We start from the raw sequence: 16,624 nt of genomic DNA on the forward strand, positions 1-16,624 counted from the left end.
ACAAAACCCTTTCTACTGTCAGTAGAAAGGGTTTTGTTGATATATTTTTGTTTGAACTAGTCTTTACTTGATAATTTTGATAATAATCGCAGAAACTCAATATATAGCCAAACCAAGGTAATCATTAAGCCCATAGCTCCATACCATTCCATGAATTTAGGCATTTTTTCTGCTACTCCTTTTTCTATACGGTCAAAATCCAGAAATAAATTTAAAGCAGCAATAACAATTACAAAAACACTGATTCCAATACTCATCATAGAGTTGTCATAATGTACAGGAACAAAGCTTGTAAACATAGAAAACAGCCATGATATTAAATAATAAGTGGCGATGGCAAGTGTAGCCGCGACAACAACTGATTTAAACTGCTCAGTTACTTTTACAATTTTATATTTATACAATCCAAGGCAAACTACAAAAGTTACAAAGGTGGCACCTACAGCCTGTAATACAATCCCAGGATACTTTGCTTCAAAGATGGCCGAAATACCTCCAATAAATAAGCCTTCAAATAAGGCATAACCAGGAGCTAAAATCGGTGAATATTGTGGTTTGAAAGCAGAAATCAAAACTAAAACAAGTCCTGCAATAGCGCCTCCAATTGCCGGAACCATTGGGTTTGTTCCATTAAATGCCATCCACCAGATAACAGAAGCTGACGCTGTAAGAAGTAAAAACAAGATTAAGCTTTTGTTTATTGTACCGGATAAGGTCATTTCTTGATTGTAATCAATCAATGTCGCTTGATGAACTTCATCTTTTTTTGAAACGGCTGTTGACGAAAAAGTCTTGTTGTTTAAAAAGGGGTTGTTTGAATTGAAACTCATAGGATATGATTTTTTTATTAGTCAAATATAAATTTTATTTTTTAGGAGTGTGTTTAAAATAACTTAAAAATTTTTAATGACACCACAAATCTTAGATTGTTATTACGAAAAAATCCGCCCCATTTTTATCAAATGAGACGGATTCAATTATATCTTAAATAGATTTAACTATTCTATTTCAGAAACTCTTAAGGTGTTTACCATTCCTTTATCAGTAATCGGCATTGCAGCCAAGTTAATAAGGAAATCTCCTTTTTCTACGAAACCTTTTTGTCTTGCGATCTCATTTACATCGGTAACTGTCTCATCTGTACTTACAGATTTTCCATAATAGAATGATTTTACACCCCATAATAGATTAAGTTGTGTAAGGATTCTTTTGTTTGATGTGAAAACTAAAATATGAGCTGAAGGTCTCCAAGCTGAAATTTGAAAAGCTGTATAGCCACTGTTTGTTAAGGTACAGATTGCTTTAGCTTTGATCACATTAGCCATTGTAGCAGCGTGATGACAAATAGTTTTAGTAATAAAACGGTTTGTTCTAACTTGTGGCGTATTTTGAGGTACTTGAATAAGTGGAGAATCTTCAACTGCCTCAAGGATTTGAGTCATTTTTTGAATTACCTGTACTGGGTAATTACCTGTAGCAGTTTCTCCGGAAAGCATTACAGCATCAGCACCGTCCATAACAGAGTTGGCAACGTCATTTACCTCGGCACGTGTTGGTGTCAAGCTGGTAATCATTGTCTCCATCATTTGTGTGGCAACAATAACTGGGATTCTTGCGGTTTTTGCTCTGCGAATTAACTCTTTTTGAACAAGAGGTACTTCATGTGCAGGAAGTTCCACACCCAAATCACCACGCGCTACCATCAAAGCGTCACAATATGCAACGATTTTATCAATATTTTCTAATGCTTCTGGCATTTCTATTTTGGCAACGATTGGAATTTTGTATTCTGAATGTTCAGCTATTAATTCCTGTAAGTCTTGTAAGTCTCTTGGAGTTTTAACAAAAGATAATGCAATCCAGTCTACTTGTTGTCCAATAGCAAAAATGGCATCTGCAATATCTTTTTCTGTCATGGCAGGAAGCGATATTTTTGTATTAGGCAGGTTTACCCCTTTTTTGGATTTTAACTCTCCACCTTGTATTACTCTTGCAACGACTTCTGTCTTTTTGTCTGTTTCAACAATCTCGAAAATTAGTTTTCCATCATCCAATAAAATTCTTTCTCCAGGATTAACATCATTTGGAAAGTTTTGATATTTCATGAAAACTTTTTTCGCAGTTCCAAGGATATCTTCAGCAGTTGTAAAAGTGATTAAGTCACCGTCGTTCACGACAACACCGTCTTCCATAACTCCTACTCGAAGTTTTGGCCCTTGTAAATCGCCAAGAATTGCTGTAGTATAGCCAAATTCATCATTTAGGCCACGAATAATGTTTATTTTTTGTTTAACATCTTCATAATCGGCATGCGAAAAATTTATTCTAAACACATTTACACCTGCGTCAATCATGTCCTTTATGATCTCTTTCGTACTACATGCAGGCCCAAGTGTGGCTACAATTTTAGTTTTTTTGTTTGTAAGCATTTGTATTAAAAAATTAAATTGTTTTTTGATTTTATTTTATTCATATCAACTTCATATATAGTTGATATTCCCTCTATGGTATTTAATCTTGTTATTATGTCTGAAACACTTATGGTGTCTTCGCTATTTTCTATTTTTAAAAAGTAATCGACTTTTTTAAATTCCGGAAGTAAATAAACTTTTGTTGAAACTTCCAAAGCTATGTCCGAAAACAAATTTTCGCTGATTTCTTTTTTTTGTTGAATTACTTCATTTTTATTTTGAATCAAATCCCAGGAAAGTGTTTTCTCTGCGTCATAATAGTAAAATCTCGAAAATTGAGTTTCACCTTCTTTTATATGGATTTGAATTTCATTCTTGCTTTTACTTAAATTTATTGGGAGCCTTTGATTGATAAAAAATGCCAATCTGTAATCTTCTAATGAAGTGTGAAGGGCAATAAGATAGTAATCTATTTCGTCAAATTCGCCAAGATCCAATTTATGAATAGCCATTTCATGAAAAAATAAGTTGTAAATATAGCATTTCTATCGAAGCGCAGAGGTGCTATTTGTGTATGTTTTTGTTAATTTATGAACGAAAACGTTATAGTTTTAAGAATTTGGACCTTATTTTTTATTCATTTTTTCCTGAAATGCAAAATAAGCCCTTTGAGATGCTTTTTCTTCTGCCTTCTTTTTTGAAGTTGCTCTTGCTCTTGCGATTACTTTTTCATCGATGCTTAGCTTTACGCCAAATAATCGTTGTCCGTCTATCGCATTATCTTCAAAGATGTCGTAATGAAATTGTTTTTTCTCTTTTTGACACCATTCAATAACCAAACTTTTATAACTGATCACTTTTCCTTCCAGTCGGGCTATATCAACATAAGGGATGATTACTCTTTTTTGGATAAATTTTTCGCAGTATTCGTATCCCCGGTCTAGATAAATGGCTCCAATAAGGGACTCAAATATATTTCCGTGGATATTTTCTCCAAAATGTTGAACAGGAACTTTACTTTCTATAAACCGAACCAGATTTAAATCTTTTCCTAATTCGTTTAAATGTTCCCTGCTAACTATTTTTGATCGCATTTTTGTTAGATACCCTTCGTCTCCTGCAGGGGCTTTACTAAAAAGATGGGCTGCAATTACTGAGCTCAGCATCGCGTCGCCAAGAAACTCCAATCGCTCGTAATTGATTGGATTTCCTTTTTCGTCAAGACGATTTGAAGACCTGTGCGTAAAAGCTTTTTTATAATTATCGATGTTTTTTGGGGCAAAACCCAAAATTTTTTGGATAGAATCAAAAAAAATCCCGTCTTCTTGAGAACGGGATTTCGAAAATATTTTTCTAATTAAACGCATAGACGATATCTTATAGGTCTAATTTTTTTACCAATATACAGGCATTGTGTCCACCAAAACCAAAAGTATTACTCATCAATACTTTTACGTCTCTTTTTTGAGCAGTATTGAAGGTGAAGTTTAATTTTGGGTCAATGTTTTCATCATCTGTGAAATGATTTATTGTAGGAGGAACAATTCCGTGTTGTAAAGAAAGTATACATGAAATGGCTTCAACTGCACCAGTCGCGCCAAGTAAATGGCCTGTCATGGATTTTGTTGAATTTAAGTTCATGGTATAAGCATGTTCGCCGAAAACATGTAGAATTGCTTTAGATTCTCCAATATCACCAAGCGGTGTTGAAGTTCCGTGCATGTTTACACCATCAACATCAGTTGGTTTTAAACCTGCATCTCTTAAGCAGTTTAACATTACGTTTTTAGCACCCAATCCTTCAGGATGTGGAGCAGTAATATGGTATGCGTCAGCAGACATTCCGCCACCGCCAATTTCGCAATAGATTTTTGCACCACGTGCAACAGCATGTTCGTACTCTTCAAGTATCAAAGCGCCGGCTCCTTCGCCTAAAACAAATCCATCTCTTTCTTTGTCCATCGGTCTGGATGCGGTTTTTGGATCGTCATTTCTGGTTGAAAGCGCGTGCATAGCATTAAATCCACCCATTCCTGCAATAGTTACTGCTGCTTCTGAACCACCGGTTACAATTGCATCAGCATGACCTAGTCGAATATAGTTGAATGCATCAATAATGGCATTTGTTGAAGAGGCACAAGCGGAAACGGTTGTGAAATTTGGTCCTCTAAAGCCATATTTCATTGAAATGTGACCACCAGCTATATCGGCAATCATTTTTGGTATAAAGAAAGGATTGAATTTTGGTGTTCCGTCGCCAGCTGCAAAATTAAGAACTTCTATTTGGAAAGTTTCTAATCCGCCAATTCCTGATCCCCAGATAACACCTACGCGGTCTCTATCTAATTTTTCTAAATCGAAACCAGCATCTTTAACAGCTTCGTCTGAGGCTACCATAGCATATTGTGCGTAACGGTCCATTTTTCGAGCTTCTTTTCTGTCGATAAAATCTTCGACATTAAAGTTTTTTACTTCACAGGCAAACTGGGTTCTGAACTTTGAAGCATCGAAATAAGTTATTGGTGCAGCTCCACTAACTCCGTTAATTAGACCATCCCAAAATTCCTGAATGTTATTTCCAATAGGAGTAAGCGCACCTAAACCTGTTACAACAACTCGTCTTAATTCCATAACTTCTATATTTTGTTATCTTTAAACAAATAAAACCCATGCTTTCTGTATTGTAGTATTCCTACAAAAGAGCCATGGGCATTGAATTATATATATTTTTTTGATTGAAATTCAATCGCGAATTTAATTTTTAAAAAAAATAATAACACCCGAATGCAGGAATGTATTCGGGTGCGAGTTTATTATTTTTTAGCTTCCTCGATATAAGAGATTGCTTGACCAACAGTAGCAATGTTTTCTGCTTGATCGTCTGGAATTTGGATATCAAATTCTTTTTCGAATTCCATAATAAGCTCTACAGTGTCTAATGAGTCAGCTCCTAAATCATTAGTGAAGCTTGCTTCTGTTACAACTTCGTTTTCGTCAACACCTAATTTGTCTACGATAATCGCTTTTACTCTTGATGCAATGTCTGACATAATCTTTAATTTTAGAATTTAATTTGTTGGCAAAAATAAAAAACTTTATTTTAAAACAACTATTTAGTTAATAAATGTGACAACTAATTTATGAAATTTATTTTAACAAAGACTTGGGAATGTTATTTATTTTCAATTTTTATGCCTTTTTTTGCACTATAAAAATAGATGGTGTCATGAAAAAAATAGTCGTTTTTGCTTCTGGTTCGGGGACTAATGCCGAAAATATCATAAAATATTTTGCTGCAACAAAAACTGGAATTGTTACAAATGTTTTTACAAACAATCCGAATGCAAAAGTAATTGAAAGGGCAAAAAATCATCAAATACCAACCGAAATTTTCAATAAACAAGATTTATTTGAAGGCAAAGTACTACAATCTGTTAATGAAATTCAACCGGATTTGATAGTTCTAGCTGGATTTTTATGGAAATTTCCTCAAAATATAATTGAAGCCTATCCTGATAAAGTAATAAATATACATCCTGCTTTGTTGCCAAAGTATGGTGGTAAAGGCATGTATGGTATGCATATACATAAAGCTGTTGTTGAAAATAATGAAAAAGAAACCGGAATTACGATACATTATGTAAATGAAAACTACGATGAAGGGAATATCATTTTTCAACAAAAGGTTGCTTTGACAGAAAACGATACTCCAGAGGATGTCGCGGCGAAAATCCATGAACTGGAACAGAAGTATTTTCCGGAGGTAATTGAAAAATTGTTAGAAAATAGGACTTCTTAAAGGACTAAGTATATAATCACAAAAAATCTTATAATATAAAAGATCTCCGAGTCTATAAATCTAAAATGGAACACGACGTACATATTTACACAGATGGTGCTGCAAAAGGAAATCCGGGACCTGGTGGTTATGGTGTCGTGATGGAATGGGTGGGGAAGACTTATAGAAAGGAATTCTATGAAGGTTTTCGTCATACTACTAATAATAGAATGGAATTATTAGCTGTTATTGTAGGTCTCGAAAAGCTTAAAAACCCAAACACAAAAGTTTTAGTGGTCTCAGATTCTAAATATGTTGTCGATTCTGTGGTGAAAAAATGGGTTTTAGGCTGGGAGAAAAAGGGATTTGCCGATAGAAAAAATTCTGATTTGTGGAAACGTTTTCTCGTTGTTTACAGAAAACACCAGGTTGATTTCAAATGGATAAAAGGACATAATAATCATTCCCAAAATGAAAGATGTGACGAGCTTGCCGTTATGGCCTCGACGCAAAAGCAACTTTCTGTTGATTCTTTTTATGAAAATGAAGAAAATAAGTTGTTGTAAATGGTTGATTTCAAGTGTTGTAAATTATGAAAACTTTACAATTCTGACCCATTGCAATTTTGTAACTTATAAACTATCTTTGCGCCTTAATTCGAAACTCAAAAAATGAATAAATTATTGATTGTTGGAAGCGTTGCTTTTGATGCCATAGAGACCCCGTTTGGCAAAACAAATAAAATTTTAGGTGGAGCTGCACCATATATAGGACTTTCTGCCTCTTTTTTCAATTTACAATCTGCCATAGTTTCTGTTGTTGGCGATGATTTTCCACAAGAATATTTAGATTTATTAACGGATAGAAATATTGATATTTCTGGTCTGGAGGTAGTTAAGGGAGGGAAAACTTTTTTTTGGAGTGGTCTTTATCATAACGATTTGAATTCAAGAGATACTTTGGTAACAGAACTGAATGTTTTGGGAGATTTCCAGCCAAAAGTGCCTCAAAATTTTAAAGATGCCGAAGTAGTAATGTTAGGTAATTTGCATCCGTTAGTACAAAGCAGTGTTTTGGATCAGATGGAAGTGAAGCCAAAATTAGTGGTTTTGGATACTATGAATTTTTGGATGGATTGCGCTTTACCTGAATTGCTTGATGTAATGAAACGTATCGACGTAATTACTATTAATGATGAAGAAGCAAGACAGCTTTCTGGAGAATATTCTTTGGTAAAAGCAGCTGCAAAAATTCATAAAATGGGACCTGAATATGTAGTGATTAAAAAAGGAGAGCATGGCGCACTTTTGTTCCATGATAAAGAAGTCTTTTTTGCTCCAGCTTTACCGTTGGAAGAAGTTTTTGATCCAACTGGTGCAGGTGATACCTTTGCAGGTGGGTTTTCAGGTTATATTGCGCAGAGTGAAAACATCTCTTTTGAGAATATGAAAAATGCTGTTATATATGGTTCTAATTTAGCTTCATTTAGTGTGGAGAAATTCGGAACAGAAAGAATGATTGATTTAGAGAAAAGTGAAGTTATGGCTAGACTGAAGCAATTTAAGTCTTTGACACAGTTTGACGTAGAATTATAATAAACTGTGCCTCGAAGTTCCGAGGCATTTTTTATTTAAAAGCAGGTGCAAATTTCAGGTTTTGATAATCGGTTAATTTGAATCTTTTGTTAGAAAAAAATTACAATACACAACATACAACACAACAACACAATGAGCGACGCTTTACAACACGAATGTGGAATAGCCTTAGTTAGGCTTCTAAAACCGCTTGAATTTTACAAAGAGAAATACGGAACTGCTTTTTACGGGATACAAAAAATGTATCTCCTCATGGAAAAGCAGCATAATCGTGGTCAGGATGGGGCAGGTTTTGCAAGTATAAAAATGGACGTTGAGCCTGGAGAACGATACATAAGTCGTGTACGTTCCAATCATGCGCAACCAATTCAGGATGTTTTTGCTCAAATAAATGAGCGAATAAATGAAGAAATGACTTCAAATCCTGAATATGCTAATGATGTCGCTTTACAGAAAAAGAATATCCCTTATCTGGGAGAATTGTTCTTAGGACATGTTCGTTACGGTACTTTTGGTAAAAACAGTATTGAAAGTGTACATCCTTTTTTACGTCAAAGTAATTGGATGCACCGAAATTTGATTTTGGCAGGGAATTTCAACATGACCAATGTGAAAGAACTTTTCGAAAATCTGGTAGAACTGGGGCAACATCCGAAAGAAATGGCCGATACAGTTACTATCATGGAGAAAATTGGACATTTTATTGATAAAGAAGTGATGCAATTGTATCAGGACTGTAAAGAGATGGGCTTGTCCAAAAGAGAAGCTTCTCCGGTAATTGCAGAACGCTTGGATATCGGTAAAATTTTAAGACGTTCATCTAAAAATTTAGATGGAGGTTATGCTATGGCAGGACTTCTGGGTCACGGAGATGCATTTGTGTTTAGAGATCCGGCAGGAATTCGTCCGGCATATTTTTATCAGGATGATGAAGTGGTGGTGGTTGCTTCTGAAAGACCGGTAATACAAACAGTTTTCAATGTGCCATTTGAGAAAGTACAAGAAATAGAGCCAGGGAAAGCATTGATAATTAAGAAAGCAGGAACTGTTTCGATGGAAGAAATTCTTCCTCCAACAGTTAAAAAAGCTTGTTCTTTTGAACGTATCTATTTTTCTAGAGGTAGCGATGCTGAGATTTATCAGGAAAGAAAGAATTTAGGAAAGCTAATTTTGCCGGCTGTTTTAGATTCGATAGATCAGGATACTGATAATACGGTGTTTTCTTATATTCCAAACACGGCCGAAACTTCATTCTATGGAATGGTGGAAGCAGCTCAGGATTTCTTGAACCAAAGAAAGAATAATTATATACTCGAAAATAGAAATTCATTAACTAAAGAGACCTTACAGGAACTGCTTGCAGTAAAGATACGTACCGAAAAAGTTGCTATTAAGGACGCGAAACTAAGAACGTTCATTACAGAAGACAGTAGCCGTGATGATTTAGTTGCCCACGTATATGATGTTACTTATGGTGTGATAAAACCAACGGATAATTTAGTAATTATTGACGATAGTATTGTTCGTGGTACTACCTTGAAAATGAGTATCATCAAAATGATGGATCGTCTGAAACCTAAAAGAATCGTTATCGTTTCATCGGCGCCGCAAATCCGTTATCCTGATTGCTACGGAATTGATATGGCTAAACTGGAAGGTTTAGTGGCGTTTAGAGCAGCATTGGAATTATTGAAAGAAAGAAATTTGTATCATATCGTCGATGAAGTGTATACTAAATGTAAAGCACAAGAAAATTTCAAAGATAATGATGTTGTGAATTATGTGACAGCTATATATGCGCCATTCCAACCACAGGAAATTTCAGATAAGATCGCGGAGATGTTGAGTTCACCTGAGATTAATGCCGAAGTGAAAATTATTTTCCAAACTGTTGAGGATTTACATGTTGCCTGCCCTAAGAACTTAGGGGACTGGTATTTTACAGGAGACTATCCTACGCCGGGTGGTAATCGTGTTGTGAATCGTGCATTCATGAATTTTTATGAAGGAAAAGACGCAAGAGCATACTAATTAAAGTGTCAAAAATACCGTTAATCGGTTTTTTGTGTCGTTCGTCCAAAATATTTGTTTTTAAGAAATAACCGCCATAGTTTTGGTGAACCATTAACATTAGTAGGTTAAGTTTATGGTAGATTTGGGGCAAAAAGGGTGGAAGGAATTCCACCTTTTTTATTGGAATAAAGTCAAGGATTTTAAAATATAGTCATAAAAAAAGAGCCGATTTCAATTTCTGAAATCGGCTCTTTTTTATAATGAGAAAAATTATTTTTCTAAAGCGTATCTTCTGGTTACTTCTGTCCAGTTAATTAAATTGAAGAAAGCCTCAATGTAATCTGGTCTTCTGTTTTGGTAATGCAAATAATAAGCATGTTCCCAAACGTCCATTCCTAAGATTGGAGTTCCACCGCAACCTACACCAGGCATTAAAGTGTTGTCTTGATTTGGTGTTCCGCAAATATCAAGTTTACCTCCTTTTTGTACACATAACCAAGCCCAGCCAGAACCAAATTGAGTCAAACCAGCTTTAGAGAACTTAGCTTTAAATTCTTCAAAAGAACCAAAAGCAGCTTCAATCGCATTTAGCAATTCGCCAGTTGGTTGTCCTCCTCCATTTGGAGACATAACTGACCAATATAAGTTATGATTGTAATATCCACCACCGTTATTGCGAACAGCAGCATTTTTCATATCAAGATTGATTAATATGTTCTCAATTGTTTTTCCTTCCATATCTGTGCCTGCAATCGCAGCATTCAGATTGGTAATGTAGGCGTTGTGATGTTTTGTATGGTGAATTTCCATTGTTCTTGCATCAATATAAGGTTCTAATGCATCGTATGCATAAGGTAATTTTGGTAGTTCAAAAGCCATGATATATCTTTTTAATGATTTATAAATTTATTCAAAATTAGACATTTAACTTTATAATATAAAGTACTATTTTGTTATAATTTCATTAAATCTGTAAATTGACTAAGAGTTCTTTTGAATAATGTGCTCATAATAAGGAGCTAATCCCGCTTTTTGCTTCAAGCTCCGGCTCTGAAAGCTTTTTTTCTGGACATCAAAGGAGCTTCCTATGGTTGCTCTTTTCAGTCATGAAAAAAGTAGCTTTCAGAACCAAAGGCTTTTCGCTGCAATCGGGGCTAAAAAAATTCAGTTTTTATAATAAAAAACTTATTTTTGGACGATAAATTAATATTTTCGTTTGAAAAATTTTTTTCTTCTCAGTATTCTATTTCTGTTGCTCTCAGCTTGTCAGCGAAAGGAAAAACCCGTTATATCTTTTTATTATTGGAAAACAATCTTTACTCTTTCTGCAAGAGAGAAAAATATCTTGCAGGAGAATGAGGTGAAGAAACTCTACATCCGTTATTTTGATATTGATTTGCATCTTGTAACTAAAGAGCCAGTACCCAAAAGTCCGATAAGGTTCCTTCATAAAGCGACTTATTTTACAGTTGTGCCAGTAGTCTACATTACGAATAGTGTCCTGCTAAAAAAAAATGTCGATGTTCAGGATTTGGCTAAAAAAACGAATAATTTAATTCAGCAAATCAATGAAAAGAATCATATTAGAATTTCAGAAATTCAAATAGATTGTGATTGGAGCTTATCCAGCAGGGATAACTATTTAAGATTTATAGAGTGTTTGAAGAAAGTGTCTCAAAAAAAACTTTCTGCAACTATCCGTTTGCACCAAATAAAATATTTCGAAGAAACTAAAATCCCAAATGTTGACAAAGGGGTTTTGATGTATTACAACATGGGGAAAATTGCTCCAGATTCACTCAATTCTATTTATGACCGAAATATTGCCCTTAAATATGTATCAAGTCTCAAGCATTATCCTTTACGAATAAATATTGCTTTGCCAATATATTCTTGGGGAATTCATATCAGGGAGGGAAAAGTAATTGGACTCAGAAATAAAATTACTTTCGATAATTTAAAAAAAGATAGTAGCTTTGTTCTTACAAATAATAATTGGCTGCGAGTTCGGAAGTCAAATTATAAAAATGGAATTTACTATCGGAAAAATGATTTCTTAAAACAGGAAGCAATTAGCGGGAAGGATTTATTGCAGATGGCAGATGATTTAAACGATAATTCAAAAGAAAAACCCGAAGAAATTATTTTTTACGATTTAGATGAGTTCAATATAAAGAAATATGAGAAAAACATTTTTGAAGAAGTTAGCAGTTGTTTTTAGCGCGACGGTTCTTTTTATTTACGGAACCATTTATGCCTGCGGAGGCGGGGATGATTGGGGTTGGATTTTTGATTCGAATTTTACTCCGGAAGCTTTTGTAGATAAATCGTATTCCCCTCTTTTTCTGTCTAAAGATGTTTTTTACGGACTGGGTTTCGATACCGAGCAAACCTCTCGGTTCAATGATGAAATTATTGCGGACTGGACGCAATATCTAAATGGGAAAATGGATAAAAAAGAAGTGCAGTATTTTTTGATGGACTCCAGTAGATTGGATGTCGACGAATTGCATGCTTTTTATACAACCAAAAAACCAAACCGTACTTCTGAGAGGTGGAAAAGTAGAATCAACTTAAAGGAAAATAAAGTAAAAGACTTTGTAGGTTTCTTGAGTGATGCTCAAACGATAGAATATTATGCTACGCAAACAGTTGATTATTGGAGTTACGACGAAGCTGTAAAGCCTGATGTTTTAACTGATTTAAAATGGATTAAGAACATAGAGAAGAAATACAATACAACGAAAGACAGTTTCCTTAAAAACCGGTATTGGTTTCAAACAGTAAAAGCTTATTTCTACAGTAATAATAAACAGAACGCCATTAGCTTTTTTTATAAAACCGAAAAAGCAGTGCCTAAAAATACTTTGTATTACAGAGCGGTTGCCTATCTGGCGGGAATCGAATTTCAGAAAAAGAACTTTGCTAAGTCTAATTATCTCTATGGGGTAGTTTTTGATAAATGTCCAAAAATGAGAATAGTCGCTGCAGACTGTTTTAACCCGCAAGAAGAGAAAGACTGGAGGCAATCACTGGCAATGGCCAAGAATAGTGATGAGAAAGCGGCGCTTTGGGCGGTGCAGGGGTATTACGGAGATGAAGAGCAAGCCATTGAAGAAATTTACAGATTGAAACCTAAAAGTGAGCATTTAGATTATCTATTGACACGATTAATCAATCATCAGGAAATTAAAATTGATCAGTCATTTAAAGATAGAACAGTTCAGGAAAACAAGAAAAGTACCCGAGACAGTATCCATCTATCGACACTTAATTTGGTCAGCCGAATTGCAAAATCCGAGAATACGTCAAAGCCTTATTTATGGAATGTTGCTGCCGGATATTTAGAGACCCTCAATGGGAATTTTGATCAGGCGGACAGTTATTTTGATAAAACTGAAAGCACGATGCCTAAAACCCCATTAGTATTAAATCAGCTTCGCTTACTTCGTTTTGTAAATAATCTAAGTAAAATAGACAAATTGAATCCTAAGAACGAAAAAACAATTTTGCAGGATTTGGTATGGTTGTACACAGAATTGCCAAGGGAGAATATTGAAAATTTTCGTTACGAAAATGCATCGCAATGGAGTAAAAATTATTTATCGGCATTATACAGGTCAGAAAAAAACATCGTTATGGCAGAGCTATTTGTCAGAAATAATGATTTTTACGATAATGAAGCCGATTTAAAACTGATGAAGGCTTTTTTATCTAAAGAACATAAATCCGACATCGAAAAAATAGCCGCAAATAGTTATAGTTTACAATTAAAAGATATCAATGATTATCAGGCGGTAAGGGCCGCTTTTGTAAATAAGATACCGGAAGCGGTTGCGTTTATGAAGCAAACAGATAGCTTGCAATATGGAACTTTTTACGGGAATCCCTTTGCCGGCAACATAAAAGATTGTCATGATTGCGACCATGTTGCCCATCAAAAGAGAAAATATACTATGATTGAATTTCTTAATACTGTAAAAATAATGCAAGATAATGTTGAGCAACAGAAGGATGTTTATACAAACAGTCTACTGTTAGGAAATGCATTTTATAATATTACACATTTTGGGAATGCACGTTTGTTTTATGAAGGAAACATTATTGGTTCTGGTTCTAGTGCTTATGATTTTAAGCCCCAGATTAGAACTATGATTACGAATTGTTATTGGGCTAAGATGTATTATCAAAAAGCTTTTTTGGCGGCAAAGAATAATGAACAGAAAGCAAAATGTCAATATATGTTGGCAAAGTGTCAGCGTAATGAATATTATAATAAAAAGTACAGTGGGGTTGCCAATTGGTGGGAAATAGAAAATGACAAAGTTAATTTTATTGCCTGGCAAGGATTTAAAAATCTTAAAACCAATTATTCAAAAACTAAATATTATCAGGATGTTATAGCTGAATGCGGGTATTTTTACACTTATATTTATCAATAATCCTCATCTGATTGTAAAATTAAGAATGCGCCATAGCCATACAAACAATACTAATTTTTGCTCCCGGAATTTTAAGTAAGGCTTTGGAGCACACTTCCAAGGTTGCCCCGGTTGTGAGCACATCGTCAATGAGTAGAAAATGTTTGTTGTGATCTTTCTCTGTAAAGGAAACATCAAAGGCAGAATCGATTCCTTCTGTTCTTCCTAATAGGTTTTTCTTGGATTGTGTTTTGGAATATATAGTTCGTTTCAGTACTGCTGCGTTATAGGGTATCTTCAGATTTTCTGATAAAGCTAAACCAAAATTGGTCACTTGATTGTAACCTCTGTTTCGCAATCTTTTCCTGTGAAGGGGAACTGGTATAATGGCATCGACAGACTGTAGTGTTCTTAATGTTTTTAAATCTTCGGCATACCATTGGCCCAAAACGGAGCCCACTTCCTCCTGACCGCGATATTTTAAACCGTGAATCATTTCCTGTACAATGCCTTTTTTATTAAAATAAAGCAATGCCGAAACATGTTCTACAGGGATTCTGCCGTAAAATTTTTTGAAAGCTTCATTTTCTGTCTGTAAATGATGATTTGTCAACGGTGCTTCATGCCTGCAGACCGTGCAGATTGTATTTTCATTTGACAATAAAAATGCTTTGCAACCGGAACAAACAGGAGGAAAAAATAGGTTTATTATGCTTTTTAACATCTAATCAGGGATTTATTTATAAAAATAGAAAAATCATTGGTTCAAACTTTAACTATTTTCTTTTTTTTAAGTTCACTTTTTATATTTTTGCATCACTATGGCAAAACAAGAAGATATATTTAAGAATGTAGTTTCGCACGCAAAGGAATACGGATTTATTTTTCCGTCAAGCGAAATATACGATGGGTTGAGTGCAGTTTATGATTATGCGCAAAACGGAGTAGAATTAAAAAAGAACATACGCGAATATTGGTGGAAATCAATGGTTCAAATGAACGATAACATTGTAGGACTGGACGCGGCTATATTGATGCACCCAACAACTTGGAAAGCATCCGGCCATGTTGATGCCTTTAATGATCCATTAATAGATAACAAAGATTCAAAAAGAAGGTACAGAGCCGATGTTTTGATTGAAGATTATGCTGAAAAGTTGAATCAGAAGGCAATCAAAGAAATTGAAAAAGCCCGTACTCGTTTTGGAGATGCCTTTAACGAACAGGAATTTGTAACTACAAATGCCCGTGTTATGGAATACAAAGCCAAAGAAAGAGAAATTCTTGAAAGAATGGCTCGTTCTCTTGGTAACGAAGATTTAGATGATGTAAAGGCGTTAATCGAAGAATTAGAAATTGCTTGTCCTGAATCAGGTTCCAGAAATTGGACAGAAGTGCGTCAGTTTAACTTGATGTTTGGTACAAAGCTGGGTGCTTCGGCTGATTCTGCAATGGATTTATACTTGCGTCCGGAAACAGCACAAGGTATTTTTGTGAATTTCTTAAACGTGCAAAAATCAGGGCGAATGAAAGTTCCGTTTGGTATTGCACAAACCGGTAAAGCTTTTAGAAATGAAATTGTCGCGAGACAATTTATTTTCCGTATGCGTGAATTCGAACAAATGGAAATGCAATTTTTTGTACGTCCGGGAGAAGAAATGCAATGGTACGAGCATTGGAAAACAGCTCGATTAAAATGGCATTTATCATTAGGTTTAGGAAAAGAAAACTACCGTTTTCACGATCACGAAAAATTAGCACATTACGCCAATGCAGCTGCTGATATTGAATTTAATTTCCCATTTGGTTTTAAAGAATTGGAAGGAATTCACTCTCGCACCGATTTTGATTTGAAAGCGCACGAACAATATTCGGGTAGAAAATTACAGTATTTTGATGCGGAATTAAATCAGAATTATGTTCCTTATGTGGTAGAAACATCTGTAGGATTAGACAGAATGTTTTTGGCTGTTTTCGCTACTTCGCTAAAAGAAGAAACATTGGAAGACGGTTCGACCAGGACAGTATTAAGTTTGCCTGCAGTTTTGGCGCCAACTAAAGCAGCAGTCTTGCCATTAGTTAAAAAAGACGGATTGCCTGAAATTGCACATAAAATTATGGATGATTTGCGTTGGGATTTCAAAGTGGCTTATGATGAAAAGGATGCTGTAGGACGTCGTTACAGAAGACAGGATGCTTTGGGTACACCATTTTGTATCACTGTTGATCATCAGACGATAGAAGATCAAACCGTAACGATCCGTCATAGAGATACGATGAAACAAGATCGTGTAAAAATTGCGGATTTAAAATCGATTATCGAAGGTGAAGTTTCGATGAAAAATTGGTTGATGAAAATGTAATTGTAAGATATGTTTATATAAAAAAATGCTTCTCATTTGAGAA

General features: G+C 34.9%; 15 protein-coding genes. 7 read left to right on the plus strand and 8 right to left on the minus strand.

Annotation, left to right across the window (positions count from 1 at the left end; genetic code table 11):
* Nucleotides 1-56 precede the first annotated feature (56 nt).
* The 6 genes from ABEB23_RS09255 to ABEB23_RS09280 form a co-directional block, all read right to left on the minus strand.
* A complete protein-coding gene (locus ABEB23_RS09255; protein WP_348812300.1) occupies nt 57-830 on the minus strand; it encodes a Bax inhibitor-1/YccA family protein in 774 nt (257 codons plus the stop codon).
* A 168-nt stretch (nt 831-998) separates the two neighbouring features.
* Nucleotides 999-2,429, minus strand: coding sequence for a pyruvate kinase (gene pyk, locus ABEB23_RS09260; RefSeq protein WP_348812301.1), 1,431 nt, complete (start codon nt 2,427-2,429; stop codon nt 999-1,001).
* Between the two features lie 5 nt (nt 2,430-2,434).
* Nucleotides 2,435-2,923, minus strand: coding sequence for an IPExxxVDY family protein (locus ABEB23_RS09265; RefSeq protein WP_348812302.1), 489 nt, complete (start codon nt 2,921-2,923; stop codon nt 2,435-2,437).
* A gap of 114 nt (nt 2,924-3,037) precedes the next feature.
* The gene (rnc, locus tag ABEB23_RS09270) at nt 3,038-3,778 is read right to left on the minus strand and encodes a ribonuclease III (protein WP_348812303.1); all 741 of its coding nucleotides are present in this window, start codon (nt 3,776-3,778) and stop codon (nt 3,038-3,040) included.
* Nucleotides 3,779-3,788: 10 nt separating this feature from the next.
* Nucleotides 3,789-5,042, minus strand: coding sequence for a beta-ketoacyl-ACP synthase II (fabF, locus tag ABEB23_RS09275; protein ID WP_348812304.1), 1,254 nt, complete (start codon nt 5,040-5,042; stop codon nt 3,789-3,791).
* 182 nt (nt 5,043-5,224) lie between these two features.
* Complete coding sequence (locus tag ABEB23_RS09280; protein ID WP_007137004.1) at nt 5,225-5,461, minus strand: acyl carrier protein; 237 nt, start codon at nt 5,459-5,461, stop codon at nt 5,225-5,227.
* 176 nt (nt 5,462-5,637) lie between these two features.
* Between ABEB23_RS09280 and purN the strand changes: the two genes are divergently transcribed.
* From purN to ABEB23_RS09300, 4 genes are all read left to right on the plus strand, one after another.
* Complete coding sequence (gene purN, locus ABEB23_RS09285) at nt 5,638-6,210, plus strand: phosphoribosylglycinamide formyltransferase (protein WP_348812306.1); 573 nt, start codon at nt 5,638-5,640, stop codon at nt 6,208-6,210.
* Nucleotides 6,211-6,275: 65 nt separating this feature from the next.
* Nucleotides 6,276-6,755 (plus strand): ribonuclease HI, encoded by a 480-nt coding sequence (rnhA, locus tag ABEB23_RS09290; protein ID WP_348812307.1) that lies wholly within the window; start codon nt 6,276-6,278, stop codon nt 6,753-6,755.
* Between the two features lie 105 nt (nt 6,756-6,860).
* Nucleotides 6,861-7,784: a PfkB family carbohydrate kinase gene (locus ABEB23_RS09295; protein ID WP_348812308.1), complete on the plus strand. Its 924-nt coding sequence runs from the start codon at nt 6,861-6,863 to the stop codon at nt 7,782-7,784.
* Between the two features lie 132 nt (nt 7,785-7,916).
* A complete protein-coding gene (locus ABEB23_RS09300) occupies nt 7,917-9,815 on the plus strand; it encodes an amidophosphoribosyltransferase (protein WP_348812310.1) in 1,899 nt (632 codons plus the stop codon).
* 252 nt (nt 9,816-10,067) lie between these two features.
* Here ABEB23_RS09300 and ABEB23_RS09305 read toward each other — a convergent pair whose 3' ends face one another.
* Nucleotides 10,068-10,676: a superoxide dismutase gene (locus ABEB23_RS09305; RefSeq protein ID WP_348812311.1), complete on the minus strand. Its 609-nt coding sequence runs from the start codon at nt 10,674-10,676 to the stop codon at nt 10,068-10,070.
* A gap of 337 nt (nt 10,677-11,013) precedes the next feature.
* Between ABEB23_RS09305 and ABEB23_RS09310 the strand changes: the two genes are divergently transcribed.
* Both ABEB23_RS09310 and ABEB23_RS09315 read left to right on the plus strand, forming a co-directional pair.
* The gene (locus tag ABEB23_RS09310) at nt 11,014-12,018 is read left to right on the plus strand and encodes a hypothetical protein (RefSeq protein ID WP_348812312.1); all 1,005 of its coding nucleotides are present in this window, start codon (nt 11,014-11,016) and stop codon (nt 12,016-12,018) included.
* Complete coding sequence (locus ABEB23_RS09315) at nt 11,978-14,239, plus strand: hypothetical protein (RefSeq protein ID WP_348812313.1); 2,262 nt, start codon at nt 11,978-11,980, stop codon at nt 14,237-14,239. The genes ABEB23_RS09310 and ABEB23_RS09315 overlap by 41 nt, the downstream gene beginning before the upstream one ends.
* Before the next feature lie 19 nt (nt 14,240-14,258).
* Here ABEB23_RS09315 and ABEB23_RS09320 read toward each other — a convergent pair whose 3' ends face one another.
* A complete protein-coding gene (locus tag ABEB23_RS09320; protein ID WP_348812315.1) occupies nt 14,259-14,942 on the minus strand; it encodes a ComF family protein in 684 nt (227 codons plus the stop codon).
* A 97-nt stretch (nt 14,943-15,039) separates the two neighbouring features.
* On the opposite strand from ABEB23_RS09320, the gene ABEB23_RS09325 reads away from it, so the two are divergent.
* Nucleotides 15,040-16,581: a glycine--tRNA ligase gene (locus ABEB23_RS09325; protein WP_348812316.1), complete on the plus strand. Its 1,542-nt coding sequence runs from the start codon at nt 15,040-15,042 to the stop codon at nt 16,579-16,581.
* Nucleotides 16,582-16,624 lie beyond the last annotated feature (43 nt).

The sequence above is a fragment of the Flavobacterium maritimum genome (assembly GCF_040049085.1).
GTDB classification, from domain to species: Bacteria; Bacteroidota; Bacteroidia; order Flavobacteriales; family Flavobacteriaceae; genus Flavobacterium; species Flavobacterium maritimum.

Bases quoted from the DNA above. Each gene is read 5' to 3' on its own strand.
- ABEB23_RS09295 (WP_348812308.1), top strand. From the start codon at position 6,861: ATGAATAAATTATTGATTGTTGGAAGCGTTGCTTTTGATGCCATAGAG.
- pyk (WP_348812301.1), bottom strand. From the start codon at position 2,429: ATGCTTACAAACAAAAAAACTAAAATTGTAGCCACACTTGGGCCTGCA.
- ABEB23_RS09320 (WP_348812315.1), bottom strand. From the start codon at position 14,942: ATGTTAAAAAGCATAATAAACCTATTTTTTCCTCCTGTTTGTTCCGGT.
- ABEB23_RS09325 (WP_348812316.1), top strand. From the start codon at position 15,040: ATGGCAAAACAAGAAGATATATTTAAGAATGTAGTTTCGCACGCAAAG.
- rnhA (WP_348812307.1), top strand. From the start codon at position 6,276: ATGGAACACGACGTACATATTTACACAGATGGTGCTGCAAAAGGAAAT.
- purN (WP_348812306.1), top strand. From the start codon at position 5,638: ATGAAAAAAATAGTCGTTTTTGCTTCTGGTTCGGGGACTAATGCCGAA.
- ABEB23_RS09300 (WP_348812310.1), top strand. From the start codon at position 7,917: ATGAGCGACGCTTTACAACACGAATGTGGAATAGCCTTAGTTAGGCTT.
- ABEB23_RS09255 (WP_348812300.1), bottom strand. From the start codon at position 830: ATGAGTTTCAATTCAAACAACCCCTTTTTAAACAACAAGACTTTTTCG.
- fabF (WP_348812304.1), bottom strand. From the start codon at position 5,042: ATGGAATTAAGACGAGTTGTTGTAACAGGTTTAGGTGCGCTTACTCCT.
- rnc (WP_348812303.1), bottom strand. From the start codon at position 3,778: ATGCGTTTAATTAGAAAAATATTTTCGAAATCCCGTTCTCAAGAAGAC.
- ABEB23_RS09305 (WP_348812311.1), bottom strand. From the start codon at position 10,676: ATGGCTTTTGAACTACCAAAATTACCTTATGCATACGATGCATTAGAA.
- ABEB23_RS09265 (WP_348812302.1), bottom strand. From the start codon at position 2,923: ATGGCTATTCATAAATTGGATCTTGGCGAATTTGACGAAATAGATTAC.
- ABEB23_RS09280 (WP_007137004.1), bottom strand. From the start codon at position 5,461: ATGTCAGACATTGCATCAAGAGTAAAAGCGATTATCGTAGACAAATTA.
- ABEB23_RS09315 (WP_348812313.1), top strand. From the start codon at position 11,978: ATGAGAAAAACATTTTTGAAGAAGTTAGCAGTTGTTTTTAGCGCGACG.